The organism is Tenacibaculum tangerinum (assembly GCF_029853675.1).
Classification (GTDB): Bacteria; Bacteroidota; Bacteroidia; order Flavobacteriales; family Flavobacteriaceae; genus Polaribacter; species Polaribacter tangerinum_A.
This window is the reverse complement of sequence record NZ_CP122539.1, coordinates 3,234,891-3,261,098: the sequence shown is the minus strand read 5'-3', so window position 1 is coordinate 3,261,098 and position 26,208 is coordinate 3,234,891. Positions and strand designations below refer to the sequence as shown.

The window sequence follows — 26,208 nt, the reverse complement described above, 5'->3', positions numbered from 1 at the left end:
GATGAAGTATGGCAGTACACATTTTTCAGAAAAAAAATGTTTAATGATGCCGAACCCAATAAAAATCATGAATTACTAGTTACTTTAGAAAATAAACTGGGAGATCGATTTCATTGCATAACGCAAAACATAGACAATCTTCATCAAAGAGCAGGCACAAAGAGAATATATGAAATCCATGGAAACTTACATGAAATGAGATGTTCTGATGAATGTTCTAAAGAAGTTTATAAAATCCCACATAAAATTTCTCTAAAAGAAATCAACGAAGATTTAACAATTAAAGAAAAAAAACTATTAAAATGCCCTAAATGCGGTGAAAGTACAAGACCTAATATACTGTGGTTTGACGAATATTATAATGAGAGAAATTTCAAACTCCATTCTTCTTTAAAGTTAGCAAAAAACACTACTTTATTGATAATTCTAGGTACTTCTGGCGCTACAAATTTACCTAATCGACTTGTTGAACAAACTTTAAAATATGGTGGTCATGTAATTGATGTTAATCTTGAAGACAACCATTTTACCAAGAGTTTTTCAATGAAAAAGCAATTTTATTCGGTAAGAAAAGATATCCATTCCTTTCTCTTAAATCTATTAGAAACAATACATTAAAATGAAAACATTTGTCATTGGAGATATCCACGGAGGTTTAAAAGCCATTCCGCAAGTTTTTAAAAAAGCAAACGTCAGTGAAGAAGATACGCTTATCTTTTTAGGAGATTATGTAGACGGTTGGAGCGAATCGGCACAAGTAATTCAGTACCTCATCGAATTAGCAAAAAACCAGCGTTGTATTTTTATTAAAGGAAATCATGATATTTGGTGTGAAGATTGGTTACGCACAGGTAAAGGAGAACCCGTGTGGTTAGCGCATGGCGGAGAAGAAACCAGACAGAGCTACGATTCTTTTTCAGAAAAAGAAAAACAAGAACATCTAGCCTTTTTCCAACAAACAAAACCCTATTATATTGATGCAAAAAACCGACTATTCATCCATGCTGGTTTTACCTCAATGCACGGAGTTGAAAAGGAAACGTTCAAGCTGAACTATCATTTCGACAGAACCTTGTGGGAAACAGCGTTAGCTACTGATAAAAATTTACCCAAAGATTCCGCATTATATCCTGAGAGGTTCACACATTACTCAGAAATTTATATAGGTCATACGCCCACTATCAGATACAACAGCCTAGAACCTATGAATGCCATTAATGTGTGGAATATAGATACCGGAGCAGCTTTTACAGGACCGCTAACTATTATGGATATTGATACCAAAGAATTTTGGCAGAGTGACCCAGTGAAAAGCTTATATCCTGAGGAAAAAGGAAGAAATTAATGAAGTGAATATAAATACGCACAAAATGTCTTCGATGTACATATGTGAGAATTTAAAATCTTTCATTTTTTAGTTTCTCCTGTAGTGAAAGTTACTTGTCCAAATGTATAAATAGTGAACGAAAGAACAGAATTGCGGGGCAAAGCAGAACGCACGGAGTTCTGAAAGAGAACGATGCGAAGCAATTTTATAATTTGAACTTGATTTTTTGTTTCGTTTTTTATCAAAAAAAAATGAAAATAAAGTATCCCTTTTTAATAAACTAGAAGAAGGAATAAATCATTAAAAAAACTCTAATTAAAACCTATGAAATGCAACAACAGTAAGATCTATAAATTTGGCGTAAAATGTTAGAACAAGATCATTACCAAAAACTTAACCTAAAATACAACCCTTTTTCATTTCTTAATCGAAATGAATTGTTACTTACAACAGTAGAGCGCATAAATCTCACAAACTTAGCTAGCGAAATAAAAAGAAACGATACCTGTTTCGTAGAATTCATTGGTCGAAAAGGAAGAGGTAAATCCACTTTGTTAAATTTACTTTATACCAAATACCTTCCTGAAGCTACTTTTATTCCTCTCAAAACTAAAAACTTCACTCCTATTTTGGTCACAGAAGGAATTCTTATTATTGACTCTTTTCAGAAATTATCGATAAAAAACAAACATCATCTTCTGAACAATCAAAAAAAAATAATCGTTGCTTCTCACTACTCACACAAAATACTACTACACCAGAATAAAAGTTTTACAAAAAAGATTAATTTCAATACTTTAGGAGTTGATATTGATTTGTTAGAAAAAATTGTGAAGAATAAAATACAACTAGCCTCTTTAGATCACCAAAAAGCGTCGCCTAAGATACCTAGAGAATTTCTCAAGAGTTTACTAAAAAAGCATGGTAACAATTTACGAGAAATTCAACTATCCTTGTATGAATTATTCTTACATCCCAATAAAGAACTGTATGAGCTATAAAAATTTTGTAGATATTAACATTAGACTTGATAAAGAAGAATTTCAAGCAAATGAGCCCATTTCAGGTGAAATTTTCGTTAAAAACAATAGTCCTATTCACTTAGATATTGAAAACATTCAAATCAAATTATCTATAAAACATCAAGGTAAAGGAGAAACTGATGAAATTACGCTAGACTATTATACTGTTAACGATCATAAAAAAATTTCTAGAGCTGAAACGGTGTCATCTACATTTACCTTTAAACCTGTTTTTAACGTTTCGTTTATGGGTAAAAACATGACGCAAACGGTTTTATTAACTACCAAAGTTGATATTAAAAAAGAAAGTGAAAAATTATTAAGAAATGAAAATTTATCTGATTTTAAAATAGTAGGTTATTTTACAGGACTCATAAATCCAGATTTTCATCATCAAACTCCCATTTTAATAACAAAAGGAAATTCCTCTTATAAATTTAAGAAAACATCAGGTAGTATTAAACCTGGTATTAAAAGAGCACAAAGAATTTTATTTTTTGGTCTTATCATAGCAGGAATTGCAAGTGTAATAATTTATTCACAAGTAAACAGATTGGAGGTTTTTTATATCTTTTTCGGCATCTATCTTATATTATGCGGAGTAGTTTATGTGTATAAAATTCAACCTTCACAAGCTATCGGAGAAATTAAGTATAAACTAGAAGCAATAGACAACGATTTTTATCAAACTAGTTTACGACTACAAAAAAGAACGAATATCATACAACACATAAACTGTCAGTTACTAGGAAAAGAAAAAGTTACCTACGATAATGGTAGTAGTCGATCAACCACTACGAGTACTTTTTATAAAAGTGAAAAAATAAAAGTCACTACTATAAACATTTCATCTTTTAAATCGAAATTCCCTGAAAAATCACTTCCGATATCTATTAAGAATAATGATTTTGAAATTATGTGGTATCTTAAAATTCAGGTTCTTACAAAAAACAATAAACTTATAGAGGGAGAAGACTTAATTCTAATAGATTTCGAAAAGTCATTATAATTAGAATAAAAAATGAGATTTGTTTGCACGATAAATTTAATTTGCGTAATTTTAACGCAAATTAAATTATCAAGTTATGAATCCATTATTATTTACAGACGGTTATAAAGTAGACCATAGAAGACAATATCCTAACAACACAACCTTAGTATATTCAAACTGGACACCAAGAAAAAGTAGAATCAAAGGCGTTGAAAAAGTGGTTTTCTTCGGATTGCAATACTTCCTCAAAAAATATATCATTGAAGAATTTAAAACCAACTTCTTTAACAAACCAAAAGAAACAATTTGCAAACAATACAGCAGAAGAATCAATAATTATTTAGGCGAAAACGCCGTAGGCATTGATCACATCGCTGCTTTGCACGACTTAGGGTATATTCCCATGGTATTTAAAGCGTTACCCGAAGGTGTAGAAGTGCCCTTACGAGTTCCGATGTTTACCATGTACAATACGCTTCCAGAATTTTTTTGGCTCACCAATTATTTTGAAACCCTACTATCTACTGTCGTGTGGTTACCCTGTAACTCTGCTACCATAGCGAAGCAATACAGAAAGATATTAGACAAGTATGCGCAAGAAACCTCTGCTACCCCTGAGTTGGTCGATTGGCAAGGACATGACTTTTCTATGCGAGGCATGGCAGGTTTAGAAGCTGCTGAACTTAGTGCTGCTGGGCATTTACTAAGCTTTACGGGTACCGATACCATTCCTGCTATTGACTTTTTAGAAACCTACTATAATGCCAATTCTGATAATGAACTAATTGGAGGCTCTGTCGCGGCTACCGAACATTCTGTGATGTGCATGGGAACCAACAGTGCAGAACAAGAAACGTTTAAACGTTTAATTACAGAAGTATATCCAAACGGCATTGTTTCTATCGTTTCTGATACTTGGGATTTATGGAAGGTACTTACTGAATACCTGCCTAACTTAAAAGAAGAAGTGTTAGCCCGAGACGGTAAAGTAGTAATTAGACCCGACAGTGGTGACCCTGTGGATATTATTTGCGGAAATCCAAATGGTAAGACCGTAGCAGAACAAAAAGGAGTGATACAATTACTTTGGGAAGTATTTGGAGGAACAACCAACAAAAAAGGATATAAAGAATTAGACCCTCATATCGGTGCTATTTATGGTGATAGCATAACCTTAGAAAGAGCCACTCAAATTTGTGAACGTTTAAAACAAAACGGATTTGCCTCTACCAATGTAGTATTAGGAATTGGTTCATTTACCTACCAATACAACACTAGAGATACCTTTGGTTTTGCGATGAAAGCAACCTATGGAGAAGTTAACGGGGAAGGTCGTAAAATTTTTAAAGATCCGATTACCGATGATGGCACCAAAAAATCTGCCAAAGGACTATTAAAAATAACGCTAGAAGATGGCGAATACCAACTACACGACCAAGTAAGCTGGGAAGAAGAGCAACAAGGCGAGCTGCGAGAAGTTTTTAGAGACGGAAAATTGTTAGTTGATCAAAAACTAAGTAAGATACGTCTTATGACCAAAAATAGTGTACTAGAACTTACAGAGTGATCTAAAAAATACAGGCACACTCGATTTCTAAACTCTTAAACGGTGTTAAGTTAGAGAAAGGCTATATGAAATAGTGAAAATTAGAAATAAAGAAACCATCAAATCAATCGTTGGAAATCATTACTATGTAGAAAACTTCAATGCGCTTTCAACTTTTTAACTGTATAATACCAAAACATTTACATAAACAAGAAAAGCTGAAAGAAAAGTATACTAAAAAATCTCTCAATAAACAGGCTGTTTGTTGAGAGATTTTTTTACTTCACTTATAATAAAGTTAGTACGAATGTTTAGGGTTCAATACATTTTATAAAGTGAGTTTTACCTAAAACTAAAAGCAATACCAGCGTTAACAGAATTATACTCTTGTAAGGTATAACTTCCATAAACCTTAAAGAAACCTAAGCTTAAGCGGGCACCTAATGTAGTGTTAAAACTGGCTGAGTTAGAAATTAACGATAAAGGATTGGTTCCTAAATCTTGTCTATCAGTACCTAAAGGAGTGGTATAGTTTGCATAAAAACTATCACCCTTCATATCTATGTTTGCGCTACCTCCATTGTATCCAATACCCCCATAAATATTTATAATAGGGAAATTTAACGAAGCAATTGCTTGAACTGTATATGATTTTAATTTGAATTGGGTAACAGCATTTCTCGCTTCAATCTCTCCATTAACATCACCGATAATATAATTTACATTCATATTAGTGTAAGCCGCTAATAAAGAAACATGTAAAGGTGTTTTATCTATAGGTCCGAACCAATCGGTAATTTCTTTTTTTACACCTATACCAAATAAATCTCCTTTTACATCATCTGAACCAACTTTTGGAACATACCTAAGCATCGCTTCAAATTTAAAGGGAAGCCCTATACCAACTTGAACAGCGGCAGCAGGGACTGTATTGACTAGCAAATCCTCTTTTACACCACCTGGCATAGTAAAATTAGCTGTACCAATTTGATTTCCTTGATCATCTCTTAACGTGTATTCTAGTTCTGCAGTAGTAGCATTATTACTATTAGACCCCAATACAGTAGGAGTATCAAATACATTATTAACTACTTTAGTATTTTGTGATAACTCTAATGAAGAAATATTAAATATTTCATCTTTTGTGGGTGCATAAGAACCATTGACACCTATACTAATATCAAACCCAAACTTTTTATGAACCTTTGCTGTATGATACCAGCCATTGTTCATGCTATAAATAAAACCTTTCATAGCAGGATTCAAATAAGCGTTGGTTAATTTACTAGCATCTTCTTTTGCTAATAGAATTGTTTCCAATTCTTGAGCGTTAATACTAAAACTCAATACTAGGGTTATCAGTGGTAATAGAAGTTTTTTCATAATTAAGGGGATTTTGTTATTAGGGAATAAATGTATAAAATATAAAATAAAAAAAGCTCAATACTAAATAGTGTATTGAACTTTTTTTATTTTAAAACAATTCGTTTTATGCGTCGATATTAGCATATTTTGCATTCTTTTCGATAAAATCTCTACGTGGCGGAACTTCATCACCCATTAGCATAGAGAATATTCTATCGGCCTCTGTCATGTTTTCAATAGTTACTTGGCGTAGAGTTCTAAACTCAGGATTCATTGTGGTATCCCATAATTGTTCGGCATTCATCTCTCCAAGACCTTTATAACGTTGAATCGTTACAGAACCTCCCATTTTTTGAGCAATTAAATCACGTTGATTATCATCCCATGCATACTCCCGTTTTTGTCCTTTTTTCACTAAATATAAAGGAGGAGTAGCAATATAAATATAGCCTTGCTCAACCATTGCGCGCATGTAGCGGAAGAAGAATGTTAGAATTAAAGTTGCAATGTGAGAACCATCTACATCGGCATCACACATAATAACTACTTTGTGGTAACGCAACTTCGATAAATTTAATTCGCGTGGATCGTCTTCTGTTCCTATAGTAACTCCTAAAGCAGTAAACATGTTTTTGATTTCTTCGTTTTCAAAAACTTTGTGTTGCATTGCTTTTTCCACGTTTAAGATTTTACCTCTTAAAGGAAGAATTGCTTGGAAGTTACGATCACGACCTTGTTTAGCGGTACCTCCTGCCGAGTCTCCCTCAACAAGAAATATTTCACATTTAGCAGGATCCGTTTCTGAGCAATCTGATAATTTACCTGGCAAACCACCAATACTCATTACGGTTTTACGTTGTACCATTTCACGAGCTTTGCGTGCTGCATGTCGTGCTTGTGCCGCTAAAATTACTTTTTGAACGATGATCTTCGCATCGTTAGGATTTTCTTCTAAATAATAGCTAAGCATTTCAGATACCGCTTGCGATACAGCAGCACTTACTTCACGGTTACCTAATTTTGTTTTAGTTTGCCCTTCGAATTGAGGCTCTGCTACCTTTACTGAAACGATGGCTGTTAAGCCTTCACGAAAATCATCTCCAGCAATTTCAAACTTTATATTTTTAAGCAAACCAGACTCATCGGCGTATTTTTTTAAGGTGTGAGTTAAACCTCTACGGAAACCTGATAAGTGTGTACCTCCTTCATGTGTATTGATGTTGTTTACATACGAGTGCAAGTTTTCGGCATACGAATCGTTATATACCATCGCAACTTCTACAGGAATGCCATTTTTTTCTCCTTCCATAGAAATTACGTCTTGAATGATTTGTGTTCTTGTTCCATCCAAGAACTTTACAAACTCAGGAAGCCCTTCTTCAGAATGAAAAACTTCGACAATGTTATTTCCCTCATCATCTTTACGGCGCTTGTCGGTCAAGGTTATAGTAATCCCTTTATTTAAGTATGACAATTCACGCATACGCGTAGCTAAGGTATCGTAGTTGTATTCTGTTGTTTGTTTAAAGATAGTTTTATCGGGCAAAAAGGTAACGATGGTTCCGTTAAAATCAGTCTCTCCAACGGCTTTAACAGGATATAACGTTTTACCACGCTCGTACTCTTGCTGCCATATTTTACCATCTTTATGAACGGTTGCTGTTAAATGCTCTGAAAGTGCATTTACACAAGATACACCTACACCGTGTAACCCTCCCGATACTTTATACGAATCTTTGTCAAATTTACCCCCTGCTCCTATTTTCGTCATTACTACTTCAAGTGCAGAAACGCCTTCTTTTTTATGGATTCCTACAGGAATACCACGACCGTTATCTTTTACAGTAATTGAGTTATCTTCGTTAATATCTACTGAAATGGCATCACAGTGTCCTGCTAAAGCTTCATCAATAGAGTTATCTACTACTTCGTATACTAAGTGGTGCAAACCACGAACTCCGATATCTCCAATATACATGGACGGACGCATACGTACGTGTTCCATTCCTTCTAATGCTTGGATACTATCGGCAGAATAATTATGTTTTTTTTCTTCGCTCATTATCAAGTGAATTAAATTAAAATCTTTTCATGAAAAAATCGCTCGAAAGCGATTAATTTTGTCTTACAAATTTACGATTTTTTAACCTTAAAATAAAGTTTTTAAGCAGTTTTAAGTAAAAATTATCGACATTTATTAAAAGCGAAAAAATGGCTTAAAATTGCTAAAAACACGCTTAAATTAAAATATTGTGAAAATTTGCTCCTTAGAGAATTTCATAAATAAAGAAAATGCTTTACAAGTCAAATTTTAAGATAGTAGTTTTAAAACTTTTCTCTTGTTTTCTGCTTATTAAGGAATATTTATGCGCTTGTATCGTTTTTTTACACCGTTTTTTTTGAAATTCCTGTAGTTTTATACTGAGGTAGTTGACTATTTTTTTAAGTCAATATGCATGCTAAGTAACCTACTTGCGAATTTTGTTGTTGAATCACATAACGAAATTATACACAAACACGTTGGCATTGCATGTAAAATCTAGTTTAAAATAAACTTTTCGGCTGAAATTTGATGTTCTATGAATTGCACAAACTCATGTAACCTTTTTTACTGAAACATAGACTGAAAAACGAAACGGAGTTTAAGCAAATTTGCAGGATTGAAAATAGGAACGTTCTATAGAAATATGCTTAAAATGTCGCGGAATTACTGCTCAAGAAAAATTTAAAAACTGCTTCAAAATTTTAATTAAAAGAAGAAAATGAAAGCGGACTTTCTGCTGATACGTCCCTAGAATTTAATAAAGAAACAAAAAAATAATGGATTAAAAACAATAAAACACCAACACCATATAAAAAAAATTATTACTTTAGTATTTAACCAAAGGTTGTTACGGTTTTGTTACTTCCGATTTTCCTGCGGAAAATCTTCACACACTAAACCCTCCTTGTAGGTGATTAAACATACCCCTAATTAATTATAGTAAAAAAATAATTTCAAAATCCCCAAAAATTATGAAGCTATTAAAACTAATATCTCAGAATCATATTTTAGCTATTACAATTGGATTCGTTTATTTATGGTTTGGTGGGTTAAAATATTTCCCCGGAAAGAGCCCAGCAGAAGAACTTGCTATAAACACCATAAATTCATTAACTTTTTCTCTTATTCCCTCTAATATTTCAATTATTTTACTCGCAATTTGGGAAACATTAGTTGGGTTACTCCTAATATTAAATCTGTATAGGCGTCCCGTTATAATAGCTACCCTCGTTCATTTAGTATTTACATTTACTCCATTATTTTTCTTTCCGCAACAATCATTCGGAGATTCACCGTTTACACTAACTCTACTGGGGCAGTATATAATTAAGAATGTAATTATTATAGGCGCCTTATTAACACTATATAATCAAATAGATAAAGAGGCATCTCACCCCTAAACCTTACAAACGGCTCTTCTTAACAAGTCTAAGACGTAAAACTATGCTGCCAAATAGCTTTCTTACTTCCTAAATTACTCGTTAGTATTTCGTGTTTTTTAATTTGTATATCGTGCAACTAAAAGAAACAAACACTAGATATACTGAGTTTTTTACTAAAAAACTAACAAGTATTAAGAAATAATTGTAAATTTATAGTTCAGCAGAGTCCTGCGTGATTGAAGGTATATTAATGAAATATCAGTTCAATATTAATTTTGAATAGAATAAAATAATAGTAACTGATAGTACGTTATTTTGCGGCAGTTATTTCTTTTCTTACTTACCCAGAGAAAATAAATCAAATGAAAAGACACTTTTTCTTTAAGGAATTTTTCAGTTTTTGCTAGAAACTTCGTGTCAAGTTTTGATTTTCATTCTTTCTTAAAAAAGAAAAGATTTCAACATGTTTTTCATAATAGAAAAAAATGTGTGCATTCACATTAAATTATAACCTTTAACACAAATGTATTATTAAATCATTAAAAACAAAACTATGATTATCAAATACCCTCTGCTACTTTTTGTAGTACTATTTTTTGCTATTAGTTGTAGCAAAGATGAACTTAATCAAGATCCCCAAAATCCTTATGAAGAATCTAATTTAGAGTTTGAAGTGTTCTTTGCTCAGACTCATGTGCAGCACCCAAGTGATGAGCTTTTCAAGCTAACAAGCGAAAGTGATGCCTTAATAAAAGCGCAAGTAACTTCCGATAAAGGAGAAGCATCGCCAGAAGTAAAGGCTGTTTTAACTTTAAATGGTAGTACAGAAACTATTATTCTTGAAGGGCCACCAACCCTTCCTACATCAATAGAATTAAGCCCTGGAAAGGTAGAACACAAGTTTGAAGATAGTTTTACTGGAGTCATTCCTAAAGAATGGGTAAAACCCGGATTAACTGTTGAGGTAGTTGCTGGCACGAAGTCAGTAGTCCTTAACAATTTGAAAATTGGTGCTCCTAACGTTATAAATTTAAAAATGTTCGATACACATTTCTTTGCACTTACTCCAGGAGATTATCCAGATGGATGGGATAAAGAAATTGTTTCTAAATGGCCAACTGCAGCTTTGAAGATACAGCGAACCCCTAATATTGTGTTTAAAGAGTTAACCATTCCTCCAAGAGGCAACGGAATAATAGCAGCGAGAGTATCTTCGAAAGAAGAATACCAAAACCTCACAGGTGCCTCTTTTGATGGAGAGCAAGCTGCCGCTTCAAAGTGGAATTCAGCGTTGAGACGAGCTGCTGGTTTTAGAAACAGGTTGTCTTTATTTTACATTAACATTTATGGTGTTAATTCAGGCGGTCAAGCAGGGGGCTTTGCTGGAGTAGGAAATGGTAAAAAACTTGGAATTTTTCATCATGAAATAGGACATGCATTTTCTTTACCACATTGGGGTGATAATGCAACGTATCCTTACAAAGGAGATATGCACGGTATTCCTGCACCAAACATTTACAAATCAACTCATGCAGGACCTACCTGGGCTTTTGATATGCCTTCAATGACATTTATTCCTCCTACAGTACAAGAAAATGCGGTGGGTGGTACTCCTGGAACCTATAAAGCCGACCCAATGCAGGGAGGAGGTTCTGGAGATCAGGAACCACAGTTTCTATTACGTCATTTTTCAGACTTTTCTGTCAATAAAATGCGTAACTATCTTGAAAATCACATTGTAATCTGGAACGATGCTTTGGGTAGCTATGCTAGCTGGGATGATGCTACAGGAGATTATACCAAGGTGGTAGCGAATGATGGTGTAAAGTATCCGATAGAGCGAGAGGTAAATGTAATTAGTGTTATGGTAGGAGTTAGTGCAACCACACCACAAGCAACCATTGTTTATCCGCCTATTGGCCCATACACAAGTGATATGATAGAATTATTTGATCCGACGGTAGAGGCTGACAGACTTAAAGCAGATGCTATTTATTGTCCTGAAGGAGGCTGTGATACGAGTGTTAAAGTTGTACAGGGAGGAGTGACAAAAATATACATGCTTCCTACAGCATTAGACGAAGCCTTGGCAGCTAGCGATTCAAATAGTTTTAAATCGGGAGCTGTAAATTTAAAAGCAGCAGATGGGGAAGTAACTTCAATAGAATTATTGGCTACGCCAGATGCTGAAAAAAACGGATTACCAGCAATTCCGCAGGTATTGTATAGCTGGAAAAAATAAAGAAGTTTTCATAACAAATAAAAACCGTCTAAAATTAAATTTAGACGGTTTTTTTACAACTAAAACTAAAATGGAATATAACTTTTCTAGTAAGCATCTTCGTGTACAGCTTTAATAGCTCTACCCGATGGTTCGTTTTGGTTTTGAAAACTTTCGTCCCATGCCAATGCTGTAGGAGTGCTACACGCAATTGAAGGCACCGACGGAACTGTTAAAGCAGCCGTTTCACTCGGAAAATGTTCTTCAAATATTGAGCGATAATAATATTCTTCTTTGGCTCTCGGTGTTTGTACTGGGAAACGGTGCGAAGCATTTTCCATCATTTCATCAGTAACCGCAGCTTCTACAACTTCTTTCAAGGTGTCAATCCAGTTGTAACCAACACCATCCGAAAACTGTTCTTTTTGTCTCCAAGCCACTTCTTTAGGCAAATAACTTTCAAAAGCTTTTCGCAGTACCCATTTTTCCATACGCTCTCCGTTAATCATTTTATCTTTAGGGTTAATGCGCATGGCAACATCCATAAATTCTTTATCTAAGAAAGGAACGCGACCTTCAATTCCCCAAGCCATTAAACTTTTATTAGCGCGCAAGCAATCGTATTGATATAGCTTATCTAATTTTCTAACAGTTTCTTTGTGAAATTCCTCTGCATTCGGGGCTTTGTGGAAGTACAAATATCCGCCAAAAATTTCATCAGCCCCTTCACCCGATAGCACCATTTTTATTCCCATCGATTTAATTACGCGCGCCATTAAATACATAGGTGTAGAGGCACGAACCGTGGTAATATCATAGGTTTCAAGGTTGTAAATTACATCTTTTATGGCATCCAAACCTTCTTGAATAGTAAAGGTAATCTCATGATGTATCGTATCAATATATTCAGAAACTTTTTTAGCAGCGATTAAATCAGGAGAGCCTTCTAAACCTATGGAGAACGAATGCAATTGCGGATACCAAGCAGCATCTTTATCATCAGATTCTATACGTTTCGCAGCATATTTTTTGGCAATAGCAGAGGTAATAGACGAATCTAGTCCGCCAGATAACAACACGCCATAAGGCACATCACTCATTAATTGACGATGCACAGCAGCCTCTAAAGCATCACGAATTTCATCTATAGAAGTTTGGTTGTCTTTTACAGCTTCATACTCCATCCAGTCGCGAGCATACCATTTTTGCAAACCATTTTCACGAGTGTAGTAATGGCCTGGAGGAAAAATTTCAATTTTGTTACAAAAACCTTCAAGAGCTTTTAATTCAGAAGCTACATAGAAAGTGCCGTGTTTGTCCCATCCCATATACAATGGAATAATTCCCATGTGGTCACGAGCCACCAAATACTCATCAGTAAGAGAGTCGTATACAGCAAAACCAAATATTCCGTTTAAATCATCTAAAAAGTCCACCCCTTTTTCTTTATACAAAGCTAAAATAACTTCACAATCAGATTTGGTTAAGAACGTGTGTTGTTCTTTGAGTTGTTTTCGAATTTCATTGTGGTTGTATATCTCACCATTGGCAGCAAGCACAAATCTACGGTCATGGCTAAACAAAGGTTGTTGTCCTGAAGCAGGGTCAACAATTGCTAATCGCTCATGCGCCATAATTGCTTTATCATCACTATAAATGCCACTCCAATCCGGACCTCTATGGCGAATTTTTTTAGCCATTTCTAAGATTTGAGGTCTCAGTTTATCTGAAGGTTGTTTTAAATCAAACGCACATACAATTCCACACATAATACTATACTTTTTATAAATTTTATTCTTTTTGGTTTATTTCTGGTACAAATAACAAGGGAATGTTTTTTAATTGTAAGGTAAAATATTAATATGATTATAAATTGTAATTCTAAATTTAATTTTTATATTAAATTGAAACTTGTTTTCGTGTATTCACTCAAAGAGACTTACTATTTTTTAGTTAGTATAAATAATTTGAAAGAAAAGTTTGTAAAATCAAAATCACTTTATACATTTGTAGCATAATGATGAAACAATTAGTAAATAACTGGTGGTGGAAAACTCATAACGTACGTTAGTGAGACCACGCTGTTATATTTATAATACAACGAAAAGGCTTATCTCATGATAAGTCTTTTTTGTTTTTACATAGTAAAGAAATGAAAAAAATAACCTTCAAAACCATAGCAAAAAAACAATTGGCAGATACGATAACGCCTGTTAGCTTGTATTTAAGAACAAGAGATACGTATGCGAACAGTTTACTGCTAGAAAGTTCAGATTATCATAGTAAAGAAAATAGCTATTCGTTTTTGTGTATAGAACCGTTGATGACCATCAAAGCAGAAGATGATGAATTGTTTGTGTCTTATCAAAAAAAGGAATTAATGAGAACGCCTATTCAAAGAAACTTTTACGAGAAATTTGATGCGTATAGTGACCTCATTTCGGTAGACTGTTCAGCGGAAATAAAATCATTTAACGGACTGTATGGGTATACGACTTTTGATGCCGTTCAGTATTTTGAAACCATTCAATTACAATCAGATATAGCACCCTCAGCAATCCCGTTACTACAGTATAGCTTTTACCGTTTTATTGTAGCAATCAATCATTTTAAAAATGAAATGATTTTGATAGAAAATATACCAGAAGGAGAAGCGTCTCGATTGTCGGAAATTGAAAATTTGGTAAACTCTCAATCGTTTGCCAAATACGATTTTACATTTCAAGGAGAAGAAACTTCTAATATTACAGATGAAGAGTTTAAGAAAAATGTTACCAAAGCAAAAGAGCATTGTAAAAGAGGAGATGTTTTTCAGTTGGTATTATCGCGTCAATTTCAACAACAATTTAAAGGAGACGAATTTAATGTATACCGAGCCTTACGTTCTATAAATCCTTCACCTTATCTTTTTTATTTTGATTATGGAAGTTTTAAATTGATGGGTTCTTCGCCAGAAGCACAAATTAAAATAGAGGAAGGTCAGGCAATCATCAATCCCATTGCAGGAACTTTTAGAAGAACAGGTGATGATGAAAAAGACAGAGCCTTGGCGAAAGAATTAGCAAACGACCCGAAAGAAAACGCAGAGCATGTAATGTTGGTGGATTTAGCCCGAAACGATTTGAGTAAACACGCCACTAATGTAACCGTTGAAACCTATAAAGAAGTACAGTATTTTAGCCATGTAATTCATTTGGTATCAACCGTAACAGGAAAAATTACCGGAAACCCGATAGAAATTGTAGGAGATACGTTTCCTGCGGGTACCTTAAGTGGAGCACCAAAATACAAAGCGATGGAGTTAATAGATAGATACGAAAATCAAACTCGCGGATTTTATGGCGGATGTGTTGGGTTTATTGGTTTGAACGGAAACGTAAATCAAGCTATTGCCATTCGTTCTTTTGTGAGTAAAAATAATACCTTGTTTTATCAAGCAGGGGCGGGAATAGTAATCAATTCAAAGGAAGAAAACGAGTTACAAGAAGTAAATAATAAATTAGCAGCACTCAAAAAAGCATTGGTGTTGGCAGAAGAAATATAAAATTAGCTGTTAGCTGTTAGCCTTTTGCTAATAGTCAAGAGCCAAAAGCTTAAAAAATGAACATATTAGTATTAGATAATTACGATTCGTTTACCTACAATTTGGTACATTATGTAGAAGATATTACGGGAAAGTTACCCGATGTGTATCGTAACGACGAGATTGCTGTAGAAGAAATAAAAAACTACGATGCTATTATTCTGTCTCCAGGACCAGGAATTCCTGAGGAAGCAGGTATTTTAAAAGAAACGATTAAAAACTATGCAGGGAAAATTCCGATTTTTGGTGTTTGCTTAGGGTTGCAAGCCATCACCGAAGTTTTTGGAGGTGAGTTAGAGAACCTGAACGATGTATTTCACGGAGTAGCTACCGAAATGACTGTTACTAAAAATGATACCGTTACTTTTAAAGGCATTCCAGAAACCTTTGAAGCTGCACGTTACCATTCATGGATTGCTTCTCACAACAATTTTCCAGAGGAATTAGAAGTAACAGCCATCGATGAAGACGGAAGTATTATGGCATTACGCCATAAAGAATTTGCTATCGAAGCAGTACAATTCCACCCAGAAAGTATTTTAACTCCAGAAGGAAAAAAAATGATTCAGAACTTTATAGAAAGTGTAAATAACTAACGTCATTACGAGGAAGGATGACGAAGTAATCTTTCCAACTTAAACATTGCTTCTTCCGGAATCTCGGAATCGCAATGACTAAATGAACAACATGAAAAAAATACTAAACACCCTCTTTGAACAAAAAAGATTGACGAAAGAACAATCGAAAGAAGTATTGATAAATATTGCCCAAGAAAAATACAATACTTCACAAATAGCTGCCTTTATTACGGTGTTTTTAATGCGTCCGGTTTCGGTAGATGAATTATCAGGATTTAGAGAAGCCTTATTAGAATTGGCCATAAAAGTAGATTTATCAGACTTTAATACCATTGACTTATGTGGCACTGGAGGTGATGGAAAAAATACTTTCAATATATCAACCTTAACATCATTTATTGTAGCAGGAACAGGGCATAAGGTTGCAAAGCATGGTAATTACGGAGTGTCTTCTGCTTCGGGGTCATCAAATATGTTAGAGTTTTTAGGCTACAAGTTTACAAATAATGAATCAACCTTAAAGCATCAGTTAGAGGAAGCAAACATTTGTTTTTTACATGCACCGTTATTTCATCCAGCGATGAAAGTTGTAGCCCCTATTAGAAAAGAATTAGGCGTGAAAACATTTTTTAATATGTTAGGTCCGTTAGTAAATCCAAGTCAACCACAAAACCAATTGGTAGGCGTATTTAATTTAGAGGTTGCCAGGGTGTACAATTATATGCTTCAGCAATCAAATGTAAACTATGGAGTGGTGCATGCACTAGACGGATACGATGAAATCTCATTAACAGGAGATTTTAAATTGTTTACCCAACAGGCAGAACAACAAATTTCTCCAGCTGATTTAGGACAACAACAAATTTCTCCATCCGCTATTTTCGGAGGAAATAATGTTGAAGAAGCGGCGGATATATTTGTGAACATCATCAACGGAAAGGGAACAGCAGCCCAAAACAATGTAGTATTAACCAATGCGGCATTTGCCCTAAAAACGTTCGACAAAAACAAGAGTTTTGAAATCGCTTTTGAAGAAGCAAAAGATTCCCTCTTAGGATTGAAAGCGAAAACATCGTTAGAAAAATTAGTATATTAAAATAAAACCGTCATTCCGAACGGACACTGAGCGCAGTCGAAGTGGTAGTGAAGGAATCTTTCAGTAAAAGAAGATAAGTTAGATTACCTCACTTAGTTCGTAATAGCAAAAAAATATAAGATGACTATTTTAGATAAAATAATAGCCTTTAAAAAGCAGGAAGTAGCCAAAATAAAAGCAGAAGTACCAGTTAAGAAATTAGTGGAGAGTCCGAATTTTAAAAGAGAAATATTTTCCTTAAAAAAATCGTTGTTAGAACCGTATTCAACAGGAATCATAGCAGAGTTCAAACGTCAATCACCTTCCAAAGGAATTATCAATGACAAAGCAACGGTTACCGAAGTAACCAACGGATATTTAGATGCGAATGTAGCGGCACAATCAATTTTAACCGATACCTCATTTTTTGGAGGAACAATGGCAGATTTGATGGAAGCAAGAGCCATTAACGAACAAAAACCTATTTTAAGAAAAGACTTTATTGTTGATGGATTTCAAATTGTAGAAGCTAAAGCAATTGGCGCCGATGTGGTGCTGCTAATAGCTACTTGTTTAACAGCAGAACAGTTGAAAAATTACGGACAGTTAGCCACCGATTTAGGCTTAGAAGTGTTGTATGAAATCCATACACAGGAAGATTTAGATAAAATTGGAGATGTCGATAATAAAATCATAGGAATTAACAATAGAAATTTAAAAACGTTTGAAGTAGATTTAGAGCACTCGATAAACTTGGCAAATCAAATACCCGATACTGTTGTAAAAGTTTCTGAAAGCGGAATTTCTGACCCAAGAATCATAACAGGATTAAAAGAACATGGTTTTCATGGTTTTTTAATAGGTGAAAACTTTATGAAAACAGAAAACCCAGGGCAGGCTTGTCAAGAATTTATTGATCAAATTAGATAAAAAAAGCGTCATTCCGAACAACATGAAGGAATCTTTTAATTTTAAAGATTGCTTCTATGCTCTCGCAATGACAAAATATAAAAAAGATGAAACTAAAAGTTTGCGGCATGAAGTTTATAGAAAATATTCAGCAAGTAGCTGAAGTGAAGCCCGATTATTTAGGGTTTATTTTCTATGAAAAATCACCAAGAAATTTTGAAGGAATCATTCCGAAGTTACCTAATGGGGTTAAAAAAGTAGGTGTTTTCGTAAATGAATATTTAGAGATTGTGGTTTCTTTAGTTGAAGAATATCAGTTAGAAGCAGTTCAGTTACATGGAGATGAATCGGTTGACTATATTCAAAAATTGAAAGCACATTTACCTAAAGTAGAAATTATAAAGGTATTTGGAATTAAAGACGAATTCAACTTTGAGGTTTTAGCACCTTATGAAGAAGTGGTCAATTACTTTTTGTTTGATACCAAAGGAAAAGAACGAGGAGGAAATGGCATAACCTTTAATTGGGAAGTTTTACAAAACTACAACTCAACAAAACCATTTTTTTTGAGTGGCGGAATGGGTTTAGAAGAAATAGACGAATTACAGCTGTTCTTTACAGGAACAGCATCTGAATGTTGTTATGCTATCGATATAAACAGTAAGTTTGAAATCAAACCAGGAGTAAAATCAGTAGAAAAAATTAGAAAGTTTAAAAAAGCTGTCATTACAAACGAGGTGACGTAATCTTTATCATAAGATTTCCACGCTATGCTCGCAATGACGAAATATTATTAAAGATGAAATTAAAATTTCAACCAGACAATAACGGGTATTACGGACAATTTGGAGGAGCTTTTATTCCTGAATTGTTATATCCAAACGTAAAAGAGTTAGAAGATAATTATATACAAATTATAGCATCCGATTCTTTTCAAAAGGAATACAAAGATTTGTTAAAGCATTATGTTGGACGCCCGAGTCCGTTGTATTTAGCAAAACGATTATCAGAAAAATACGGAGCTACGATTTATTTAAAAAGAGAAGACTTAAATCACACAGGGGCACACAAAGTAAACAATACCATTGGTCAGATTCTCATAGCCAAACATTTAGGCAAGACTAAAATTTTGGCAGAAACAGGGGCTGGTCAGCACGGGGTTGCCACGGCAACAGTCTGTGCTTTAATGGGGTTAGAGTGTATTGTTTTTATGGGAGCAACCGATATCAAACGTCAAGCACCGAATGTAGCTCGCATGAAAATGTTGGGAGCCAAAGTAGTGCCGGCTACTAGTGGGAGTAAAACACTGAAAGATGCTACGAATGAAGCCATTCGTTATTGGATTCAACATCCAGACACCTACTATCTGATCGGTTCTGTAGTAGGACCACATCCGTATCCTGACATGGTAGCTCGTTTGCAAGCGGTAATTTCAGAAGAAATGAAAGTACAATTAAAAGAACAAACGGGAAATGAGAATCCTGATACCATCATTGCTTGTGTGGGTGGAGGAAGCAATGCCGCTGGGGCTTTTTATCATTATTTAGACGATGAAGAAGTTGAATTGATAGCCGTAGAAGCCGCAGGGCTAGGAGTAAATTCAGGAGAAAGTGCCGCAACTTCACAATTAGGAGAAGTAGGGGTGATTCACGGAAGTAAAACCATTTTAATGCAAGATGAATACGGACAAATTGTAGAGCCTTATTCCATCTCAGCAGGATTGGATTATCCGGGTGTAGGACCGTTGCATGCTTATTTACACGAAACCAAGCGCGCAACATTTATGAATGCCACGGATAAAGAAGCGCTAGACGCCGCTTATGAATTGACAAAAATAGAGGGGATTATTCCTGCCTTAGAAACAGCACATGCCTTGGCTGTATTGTCAAAAATGGATTTGCAAAAAAATCAAGTGGTGGTAATAAACTTATCAGGTAGAGGCGATAAAGATTTAGAAACGTATATTAAACATTTAGAGTAATTCGTCATTCCGAACGAAGTGAAGGAACCTCAAAGTAGAGATTGTCACGTCATTTCATTCCTCGCAATGACACAATAAAATGTCACATCGAGTGAATTTTTGAAGAACGAACAAGTTTGAATCAAGATGATATGCAACAAGTTCTCGATATAAATTTCTCCTAAATTAGAAAATCACTCAAACTGACAAAACTGTAAAAAAATGAACTCAATTCAACAAATATTCAATCAAAAGGAAAACGATTTGCTATCAATATTCTTTACAGCAGGTTTTCCAAAACTAAACGACACCACAAAAGTTATTGCTGAACTCAGTAATAGCGGAGTAGATTTTATAGAAGTCGGATTGCCCTATTCTGATCCATTAGCTGACGGACCAACCATTCAGCATAGTAGCGATGTAGCACTAAAAAACGGCATGAATCTCGATGTGGTTTTTCAACAATTGGCAGCGATTAAAGATTCAAATTCCACTCCTTTGGTGTTGATGGGCTATTTGAATCAGATGATTAAATATGGAGAAGATACATTCTGTCAAAAAGTTAAGGATTGTGGCATTGACACGGTAATTATTCCTGATTTACCCATGGTAGAATATGAAAGTCACTATCAGCAGTTATTCGATACTTATGGAATTTCAAATGTTTTTTTAATTACACCACATACATCCGAAGAACGTATTCGTAAGATTGATAATTTGACCAATGCCTTTATCTATGTAGTGGCTTCCGCCTCCATTACTGGTGCCAAAGGAGAGGTTTCCGAAGAACAAATCAATTACTTTAAAAGAATTCAAGCAATGAATTTAAAAAGTAAGCTAATTGTGGGTTTTGGTATTTCAGATAACCAAACTTTTACAACGGCTTGTGAGTATGCAAACGGGGCTATTATTGGGTCGGCATTTATCAAACAACTTGACAGGAATGGAATTAAAGGAATTGATAGATTTGTAAATTCGATAAAGAGAGTTTAAGTTTACCAAAACTACTAATTATAGTGTCATGTAGGATATATAGTATAGCTACTGGAACGAATTTGCAACTCAATTTTTGGTAATGAATTCTTTACTAGCAGGTTTTTCGATCACAATAGTTGCGACGTTATTAGTTCATAATTCATCAGATAAACTTGTAAACATGATTTTTACCCTAGTAACATTTTCGGTGTTACGTTTTATCGTGGCCATTATCGTGAATACCACTTTTAAAATGATGACTACAGAAGGTTATCTATTAGTTTTTAAAGAAAGTAGGTTTTTTAAAGCACGAGTGGCTAGCGGCGTTGTTTTTTTAGGAATCACTTCAATCGTAGCCATGGTGTCTTTGTCAGGCTGAATTAAGTCAAGAAAAATGGGCTGGTTCACTACGATTTTAGGAATATTATCATTCGCACTTGTTTTTTTGGTTCAATAAAAGTTGATTTAAAGAGAGTTTTTAAAAATTGTTAATATATTCCTAATTTTACTAGAGTTTTAGTCATAATAAAGTAATTTGGTCATTTAAAATCAAGGAACATGACTAAAAAAATCGTATTCGTACTTGTTGTACTGCTCACCAGTAACATTTTATTGGCACAACATACTTTAATAAGAAAACCTGTTATCAGTCCAGATGCATCACAAATGGCATTTAGTTATTATGGCGATATCTGGCTGTACAATTTCAAGAATCAGCAAACTAAAAGGTTAACTATTCATAAAGGTTACGAAAGCAATCCTGTTTGGAATCAAACAGGAACTGAAATTGCCTTCTCTTCTGATAGAAAAGGGAACGATAATGTTTTTATAACCTCAATTGACGGAGGAGTGCCAAAGCAATTAACATATTATCCCACAACTAATATTCCGACAGATTGGACAAAAGAAGGAGATATTATATTCACCACAAGTCGCGTGTTAAGAGGTCCAGAATGGGATCAACAGATTTATAAAGTTAGTGAAGAAGGTGAAACCCCAACCCGACTATTAACTGCCTATGGAAGCATGGCGTCTGTATCTCGAAATGGAAAACTCATAGCTTTTACCAAAGGTGCTTGTAGAATAGCTCGTGAAGATTATTCGGGTTCTGCACAGCGTGATATTTGGATTTATAACACAGAGACCAATGAATATCATCAAGTTACAACCAGTAACAAGAATGAGCACTCACCAGCTTGGGATGCAGCGGGAAATTTATATTATATAAGTGCAAAAAGTGGCCGTTATAACATTTACCAGCAAGTCATTTCAGCAAATGGAACAGCTGTAAATACAGCTACACAGTTAACAAATGAAATCAAAGATGGTGTACAAACATTTTCAGTTAGTAATAGAGGTATGATCGTATATACTCGTGGAGCCGATGTTTTTAAATTAGAGGATGGAAACTCCCAAAAGATTAATTTACATATCGTTTCAGACAATCGTTTTGCAGAAGAAGAAACCAAAACAGTTTCAGAAAACATTAGCAATTATGCAATTTCACCTGACGGAAAAAATATAGCACTAGAAATTAATGGAGAAATTTTTGTAAAAGAAAATGATAAAGAAAAGAAACGCTCAAACAATGTGAGCAAGCATCCGTATAGAGATATCAACCCGCAATGGATAGATGACAAAACAGTTGTTTTTTCTTCTGACAGAGAGGGAGTTTATCAATTGTATAGTGCAGTTTCTACAGATACTCTAGTAGGATTATACCGTAGTTTGAAAACCAAAGTTTCAAAACTCACCAATAGTAAAAAAGATATTGAACGCTCATTGGTTTCACCAAACGGGAAAAAAATTGCCTATCAAGTTGGAAGAGGAATTTTAATGATTGCTGATGTTGAAAAAGGAAAGCTAACAAATGCTAAAGTGTATTCTGATTCTTGGGCACCAGCAGAAGGGGTTTCATGGAGTCCAGATAGCAGGTTTATTGCCTATTCGCAAGAAGATCTAAACTTCGACAGCGAAATTTTTATTCAATCTGTAGAAAATCCTTCTAATAAAATGAATGTGTCTATGCACCCCAGAAGCGATCGTAATCCAGTTTGGAGTGCTGATGGAAAAAAACTCGCTTTTTTATCCAATAGAAGTGGAATCAATTACGATGTATGGATGGTTTGGTTAACCAAAACTGATTGGGAAAAGTCGAAACTTGATCATGAAGAAGGTTCTTATTACCCCGAGAAGAAGGAAGAGCCCTCTGAAGATAAAGGTGCAAAGAAAGGAAAGAAAAAAGAGAAAAAAGTGGTGGTTACCATAGAGGAAGATAAAATTTACAATCGCCTAGTACAAGTAACTTCCTTACAAGATAATGAATCGAGCCCCGTATTTAGTGCCGATAGCAATTTTATTTACTTTTCAGCAACCAATCCTGCTACCGATAAAAGAAGTACCTACAAAATTAAGTGGGATGGTAGTGAACCGAAATTAGTAAAGGGAATTATAGGGGGACGAAACTTCACCGATACGAAAGGGAAAATATACTTTACCACAAGAGGTAAATTAGCAGAATTAAACACAAAATCAGATAAGGTAACATCATTACCGCATAGAGCTACTTATACCACCCATACCAAGTTGGAGTATCAACAAGTATTTGAAGAAGGAATTCGTGCCTTAACAGCGGGTTTTTATGATCCAGAATTTCACGGTTACAACTGGGAGAATCTCGTAAAGAAATACAAACCCTGGGTGTTATCTGCAACTACACATCAAGACTACGAGTACATGTTTAACTTGCTATTAGGACAGTTAAATGCAAGTCATATGGGATATCGAGGAAGCACACCTAGAAATACAAGCGATGCTATAGGATTGTTAGGTTTGGAAGTTGTGAATACTGAAAATGGAGCGAAAATAGTATACGTTTTACCCAATTCTGTAGCAGATAAATCTACCAGTAAATTGAAAATAGGTGACGTCATTACTGCCATCAATGGAAAGCAAATTGATAAGAACACAAATTTCTACAGCTTACTAAAGAACACACAGCAAAAGGAAATTTTATTGAGTCTTAAAGAAGGGAAAGAATTGATACTTCGACCAGAAAAATCCTTGAACACCTTACAATACGAAGCTTGGGTAAACTCCAGAAAAAAATTAGTTGATGAATATTCAAATGGTCAGCTTGGATACATCCATATAAGAGGTATGAATATGCCAAGTTTTGAACGCTTTGAAAGAGAACTAAAAGCTAGTGGTTATGGTAAAAAAGGAATTGTCATTGATGTACGCTACAATGGTGGTGGTTGGACCACTGATCGCTTAATGGCAGTACTAAATGTAGATCAGCATGCTTATACGATTCCAAGAGGAGCGGCAAAAAGTTTAAAGAATCATCAAAAATTTAAAGACAACTATCCGTTTAACGAGCGCGCTATTTTGTCGGTAAACACAAAACCCATGGTGGCTTTATGTAATGAAAATAGTTATTCTAATGCCGAAATATTTTCACATGCTTTTAAGAATTTAGGATTAGGAAAGTTAGTGGGGCAACCAACTTTTGGGGCTGTAATTTCAACGGGGGGTAAAAACCTCCAAAACGGATTCATAAGGATGCCTTTTAGAGCCTGGTATGTAAAAAAGACTGGAAAAAATATGGAAAATGAAGCTCCTGCCGTACCCGATTACTTAGTGAAAAATGCACCTGGATGGAAAGATAGAGTAGAAGATACACAATTACAGAAAGCAGTTCAGGTATTGTTACAAGAAATTAACTAGGCACTTTCAGAAAACAGATTGTTTTCTGAGATTTAAGAAAAATCGGTATTCGAATTTTACAAATTTAATCCCGATTTTTGATTTTAGTGGCTTTTTTGAGTTTCTTCAAGGTAAAATTTTAGGAAAAAGATCCGACAAGACATACCTCTCTCATTAACCTTATTTTTGGGCTTTAAAATTAGGCTGTTTTTTTGTCTATTTCTCTCGCTTTTCTACGACCAATTTCAAGTGCGTTCCCTGTGTGTATTCCAAAGAAAATCCAAAGAATCTCATTTTTTTTAGTTTTAGCCTTTATCTTTTTTAAATGATAATGTTCTTTATCCTTACCAAAAGACCCTTCTAATCTTGTAGCTCTTTCTTTGGAAATAATAGCTCTAAGTTTCTGTTTTTCTTTGTGGTTTTTAGATTTTTTCCCCTTAGGAATAAAGTCTGTTTGTATAGCTTTAGAACTACAGTATTTTCTGTTTTTATTGGTGGCATAAATTTTATCTGCTCCAGCTATTTTTACTTTCTTTCGAGTTAATCCTTGCACTTTTTGAACCGTTTGTATAAAACGATTTCCCTCGTGAAAAGCATTAAAATTGATGTGTTCTATAAAACTAATCCCGTCTATTTGAACTTTGTTCACTTTTGCTCCAAATTCAACAGGTTTTACTTCTTTTCCCCTGACAATAGGACGAATATAATCCTTATGAATACTCACAATTCTATCCTTTATTTTCTCTCCTGTATCAAAGTGATGCTTTTGTTGCTCGTAAATCTTTTGAATTGTAGCTATTCTCTTATAATATTGTGGGGTAAACTCTAGTTTAGAATGGATTTGTAGTTCTTTTTCAAAATTGATAAACTTCAATAGTAATTTTAATAATGCTCTAGTTAATGAGATTCGTTTTGATTTGGTTTTTCTTCGCATTTTACTAAACCCTTGATAACGTTTCTTCCATTTCAAATACTTACTTCGAATCATTTTAACTCCTAACACTGAGCAGGTTTTTTGTAGTTGTTTATAAAGCCAATGCACAGACTGCCAAAGTAATTTTTGAATGCTAGGATAAGATAGTTCACTCTCATAACAAGTTGCATCCATAACTATTTGATTGGCGCTCTCTATTTGACCTTTCCAAAAAGAAAAAAGAACTTTCTCAACTGAACTAATCTCTAATTTCTCTGATAATTCACAACGTATTTGACTTACTATTTTATTGGTCAAACGTTCAAATCCTAGTTCAACATCACAAAAAAATTGATAATCAAGATTGGAATTTAATTGCTCTATTAATTTCTTATCTGAACAATTAGCGTAATGCTTCAAAAACATTAAACCAAGCCTCCCTTTAGGACTAAAAAGATAGTTTCGCCCTGTTGATTGTTCATGGATACCAAAAGTATTTACCAAATCATCCCAAGGAATAGCAGCATGGATTTTGCCTAAATCTCCCTCCAAAAAACGTGCATAATGAGCATCATAATTCTCGCTTAGGGGAAAAAATTGAAATACGGT

At 34.5% G+C, this 26,208-nt stretch carries 20 protein-coding genes; 16 read left to right on the top strand and 4 right to left on the bottom strand.

The window, feature by feature from the left end; all coding sequences use genetic code 11:
* Nucleotides 1-36: 36 nt before the first annotated feature.
* From P8625_RS14710 to P8625_RS14690, 5 genes are all read left to right on the top strand, one after another.
* The gene (locus P8625_RS14710; RefSeq protein WP_279651192.1) at nt 37-618 is read left to right on the top strand and encodes an SIR2 family NAD-dependent protein deacylase; all 582 of its coding nucleotides are present in this window, start codon (nt 37-39) and stop codon (nt 616-618) included.
* Nucleotide 619: 1 nt separating this feature from the next.
* A complete protein-coding gene (locus P8625_RS14705) occupies nt 620-1,345 on the top strand; it encodes a metallophosphoesterase (RefSeq protein ID WP_279651191.1) in 726 nt (241 codons plus the stop codon).
* Between the two features lie 347 nt (nt 1,346-1,692).
* On the top strand, nt 1,693-2,328 hold the full coding sequence (locus P8625_RS14700; RefSeq protein ID WP_279651190.1) for a hypothetical protein: 636 nt from the start codon (nt 1,693-1,695) through the stop codon (nt 2,326-2,328).
* On the top strand, nt 2,318-3,358 hold the full coding sequence (locus P8625_RS14695) for a hypothetical protein (RefSeq protein ID WP_279651189.1): 1,041 nt from the start codon (nt 2,318-2,320) through the stop codon (nt 3,356-3,358). The genes P8625_RS14700 and P8625_RS14695 overlap by 11 nt, the downstream gene beginning before the upstream one ends.
* Nucleotides 3,359-3,434: 76 nt before the next feature.
* Nucleotides 3,435-4,907, top strand: coding sequence for a nicotinate phosphoribosyltransferase (locus P8625_RS14690; RefSeq protein ID WP_279651188.1), 1,473 nt, complete (start codon nt 3,435-3,437; stop codon nt 4,905-4,907).
* Between the two features lie 321 nt (nt 4,908-5,228).
* On the opposite strand, the gene P8625_RS14685 is transcribed toward P8625_RS14690, so the two are convergent.
* Nucleotides 5,229-6,269 (bottom strand): DUF6588 family protein, encoded by a 1,041-nt coding sequence (locus P8625_RS14685; RefSeq protein WP_279651187.1) that lies wholly within the window; start codon nt 6,267-6,269, stop codon nt 5,229-5,231.
* A 106-nt stretch (nt 6,270-6,375) separates the two neighbouring features.
* Nucleotides 6,376-8,313, bottom strand: coding sequence for a DNA topoisomerase (ATP-hydrolyzing) subunit B (gene gyrB, locus P8625_RS14680; RefSeq protein WP_279651186.1), 1,938 nt, complete (start codon nt 8,311-8,313; stop codon nt 6,376-6,378).
* Nucleotides 8,314-9,266: 953 nt separating this feature from the next.
* Between gyrB and P8625_RS14675 the strand changes: the two genes are divergently transcribed.
* Together P8625_RS14675 and P8625_RS14670 are read left to right on the top strand one after the other, a co-directional pair.
* Entirely contained in the window at nt 9,267-9,695 is a 429-nt protein-coding gene (locus tag P8625_RS14675; protein WP_279651185.1) for a doxx family protein, read from the top strand.
* Between the two features lie 535 nt (nt 9,696-10,230).
* Nucleotides 10,231-11,919, top strand: coding sequence for a M66 family metalloprotease (locus tag P8625_RS14670; protein WP_279651184.1), 1,689 nt, complete (start codon nt 10,231-10,233; stop codon nt 11,917-11,919).
* Between the two features lie 86 nt (nt 11,920-12,005).
* Here P8625_RS14670 and asnB read toward each other — a convergent pair whose 3' ends face one another.
* Entirely contained in the window at nt 12,006-13,667 is a 1,662-nt protein-coding gene (asnB, locus tag P8625_RS14665) for an asparagine synthase B (RefSeq protein WP_279651183.1), read from the bottom strand.
* A gap of 383 nt (nt 13,668-14,050) precedes the next feature.
* On the opposite strand from asnB, the gene P8625_RS14660 reads away from it, so the two are divergent.
* From P8625_RS14660 to P8625_RS14620, 9 genes are all read left to right on the top strand, one after another.
* Nucleotides 14,051-15,442 carry an anthranilate synthase component I family protein gene (locus tag P8625_RS14660; RefSeq protein ID WP_279651182.1) on the top strand — a complete coding sequence of 464 codons (1,392 nt, stop codon included), beginning with the start codon at nt 14,051-14,053 and terminating at the stop codon, nt 15,440-15,442.
* 56 nt (nt 15,443-15,498) lie between these two features.
* Complete coding sequence (locus tag P8625_RS14655) at nt 15,499-16,077, top strand: anthranilate synthase component II (RefSeq protein ID WP_279651181.1); 579 nt, start codon at nt 15,499-15,501, stop codon at nt 16,075-16,077.
* Nucleotides 16,078-16,168: 91 nt separating this feature from the next.
* Nucleotides 16,169-17,155 carry an anthranilate phosphoribosyltransferase gene (gene trpD, locus P8625_RS14650; protein ID WP_279651180.1) on the top strand — a complete coding sequence of 329 codons (987 nt, stop codon included), beginning with the start codon at nt 16,169-16,171 and terminating at the stop codon, nt 17,153-17,155.
* A gap of 120 nt (nt 17,156-17,275) precedes the next feature.
* A complete protein-coding gene (trpC, locus tag P8625_RS14645; protein ID WP_279651179.1) occupies nt 17,276-18,064 on the top strand; it encodes an indole-3-glycerol phosphate synthase TrpC in 789 nt (262 codons plus the stop codon).
* Between the two features lie 86 nt (nt 18,065-18,150).
* Complete coding sequence (locus tag P8625_RS14640) at nt 18,151-18,789, top strand: phosphoribosylanthranilate isomerase (protein ID WP_279651178.1); 639 nt, start codon at nt 18,151-18,153, stop codon at nt 18,787-18,789.
* 53 nt (nt 18,790-18,842) lie between these two features.
* On the top strand, nt 18,843-20,024 hold the full coding sequence (gene trpB / locus P8625_RS14635) for a tryptophan synthase subunit beta (protein ID WP_279651177.1): 1,182 nt from the start codon (nt 18,843-18,845) through the stop codon (nt 20,022-20,024).
* 201 nt (nt 20,025-20,225) lie between these two features.
* Nucleotides 20,226-20,996, top strand: coding sequence for a tryptophan synthase subunit alpha (gene trpA, locus P8625_RS14630; protein ID WP_279651176.1), 771 nt, complete (start codon nt 20,226-20,228; stop codon nt 20,994-20,996).
* Nucleotides 20,997-21,078: 82 nt separating this feature from the next.
* Entirely contained in the window at nt 21,079-21,357 is a 279-nt protein-coding gene (locus P8625_RS14625; protein ID WP_279651175.1) for a hypothetical protein, read from the top strand.
* Between the two features lie 179 nt (nt 21,358-21,536).
* Nucleotides 21,537-24,707: a S41 family peptidase gene (locus tag P8625_RS14620; protein WP_279651174.1), complete on the top strand. Its 3,171-nt coding sequence runs from the start codon at nt 21,537-21,539 to the stop codon at nt 24,705-24,707.
* Nucleotides 24,708-24,885: 178 nt separating this feature from the next.
* Here the strand turns inward: P8625_RS14620 and P8625_RS14615 are convergent, their stop codons facing one another.
* Nucleotides 24,886-26,151: a transposase gene (locus tag P8625_RS14615; RefSeq protein WP_279651173.1), complete on the bottom strand. Its 1,266-nt coding sequence runs from the start codon at nt 26,149-26,151 to the stop codon at nt 24,886-24,888.
* Between the last annotated feature and the right edge of the window lie 57 nt (nt 26,152-26,208).

Bases quoted from the DNA above. Each gene is read 5' to 3' on its own strand.
- P8625_RS14705 (WP_279651191.1), top strand. From the start codon at position 620: ATGAAAACATTTGTCATTGGAGATATCCACGGAGGTTTAAAAGCCATT.
- P8625_RS14695 (WP_279651189.1), top strand. From the start codon at position 2,318: ATGAGCTATAAAAATTTTGTAGATATTAACATTAGACTTGATAAAGAA.
- P8625_RS14620 (WP_279651174.1), top strand. From the start codon at position 21,537: ATGACTAAAAAAATCGTATTCGTACTTGTTGTACTGCTCACCAGTAAC.
- P8625_RS14675 (WP_279651185.1), top strand. From the start codon at position 9,267: ATGAAGCTATTAAAACTAATATCTCAGAATCATATTTTAGCTATTACA.
- P8625_RS14655 (WP_279651181.1), top strand. From the start codon at position 15,499: ATGAACATATTAGTATTAGATAATTACGATTCGTTTACCTACAATTTG.
- asnB (WP_279651183.1), bottom strand. From the start codon at position 13,667: ATGTGTGGAATTGTATGTGCGTTTGATTTAAAACAACCTTCAGATAAA.
- trpB (WP_279651177.1), top strand. From the start codon at position 18,843: ATGAAATTAAAATTTCAACCAGACAATAACGGGTATTACGGACAATTT.
- P8625_RS14700 (WP_279651190.1), top strand. From the start codon at position 1,693: ATGTTAGAACAAGATCATTACCAAAAACTTAACCTAAAATACAACCCT.
- P8625_RS14625 (WP_279651175.1), top strand. From the start codon at position 21,079: ATGAATTCTTTACTAGCAGGTTTTTCGATCACAATAGTTGCGACGTTA.
- trpC (WP_279651179.1), top strand. From the start codon at position 17,276: ATGACTATTTTAGATAAAATAATAGCCTTTAAAAAGCAGGAAGTAGCC.
- trpD (WP_279651180.1), top strand. From the start codon at position 16,169: ATGAAAAAAATACTAAACACCCTCTTTGAACAAAAAAGATTGACGAAA.
- trpA (WP_279651176.1), top strand. From the start codon at position 20,226: ATGAACTCAATTCAACAAATATTCAATCAAAAGGAAAACGATTTGCTA.
- P8625_RS14640 (WP_279651178.1), top strand. From the start codon at position 18,151: ATGAAACTAAAAGTTTGCGGCATGAAGTTTATAGAAAATATTCAGCAA.
- P8625_RS14710 (WP_279651192.1), top strand. From the start codon at position 37: ATGTTTAATGATGCCGAACCCAATAAAAATCATGAATTACTAGTTACT.
- P8625_RS14690 (WP_279651188.1), top strand. From the start codon at position 3,435: ATGAATCCATTATTATTTACAGACGGTTATAAAGTAGACCATAGAAGA.
- P8625_RS14660 (WP_279651182.1), top strand. From the start codon at position 14,051: ATGAAAAAAATAACCTTCAAAACCATAGCAAAAAAACAATTGGCAGAT.
- P8625_RS14685 (WP_279651187.1), bottom strand. From the start codon at position 6,269: ATGAAAAAACTTCTATTACCACTGATAACCCTAGTATTGAGTTTTAGT.
- P8625_RS14670 (WP_279651184.1), top strand. From the start codon at position 10,231: ATGATTATCAAATACCCTCTGCTACTTTTTGTAGTACTATTTTTTGCT.
- gyrB (WP_279651186.1), bottom strand. From the start codon at position 8,313: ATGAGCGAAGAAAAAAAACATAATTATTCTGCCGATAGTATCCAAGCA.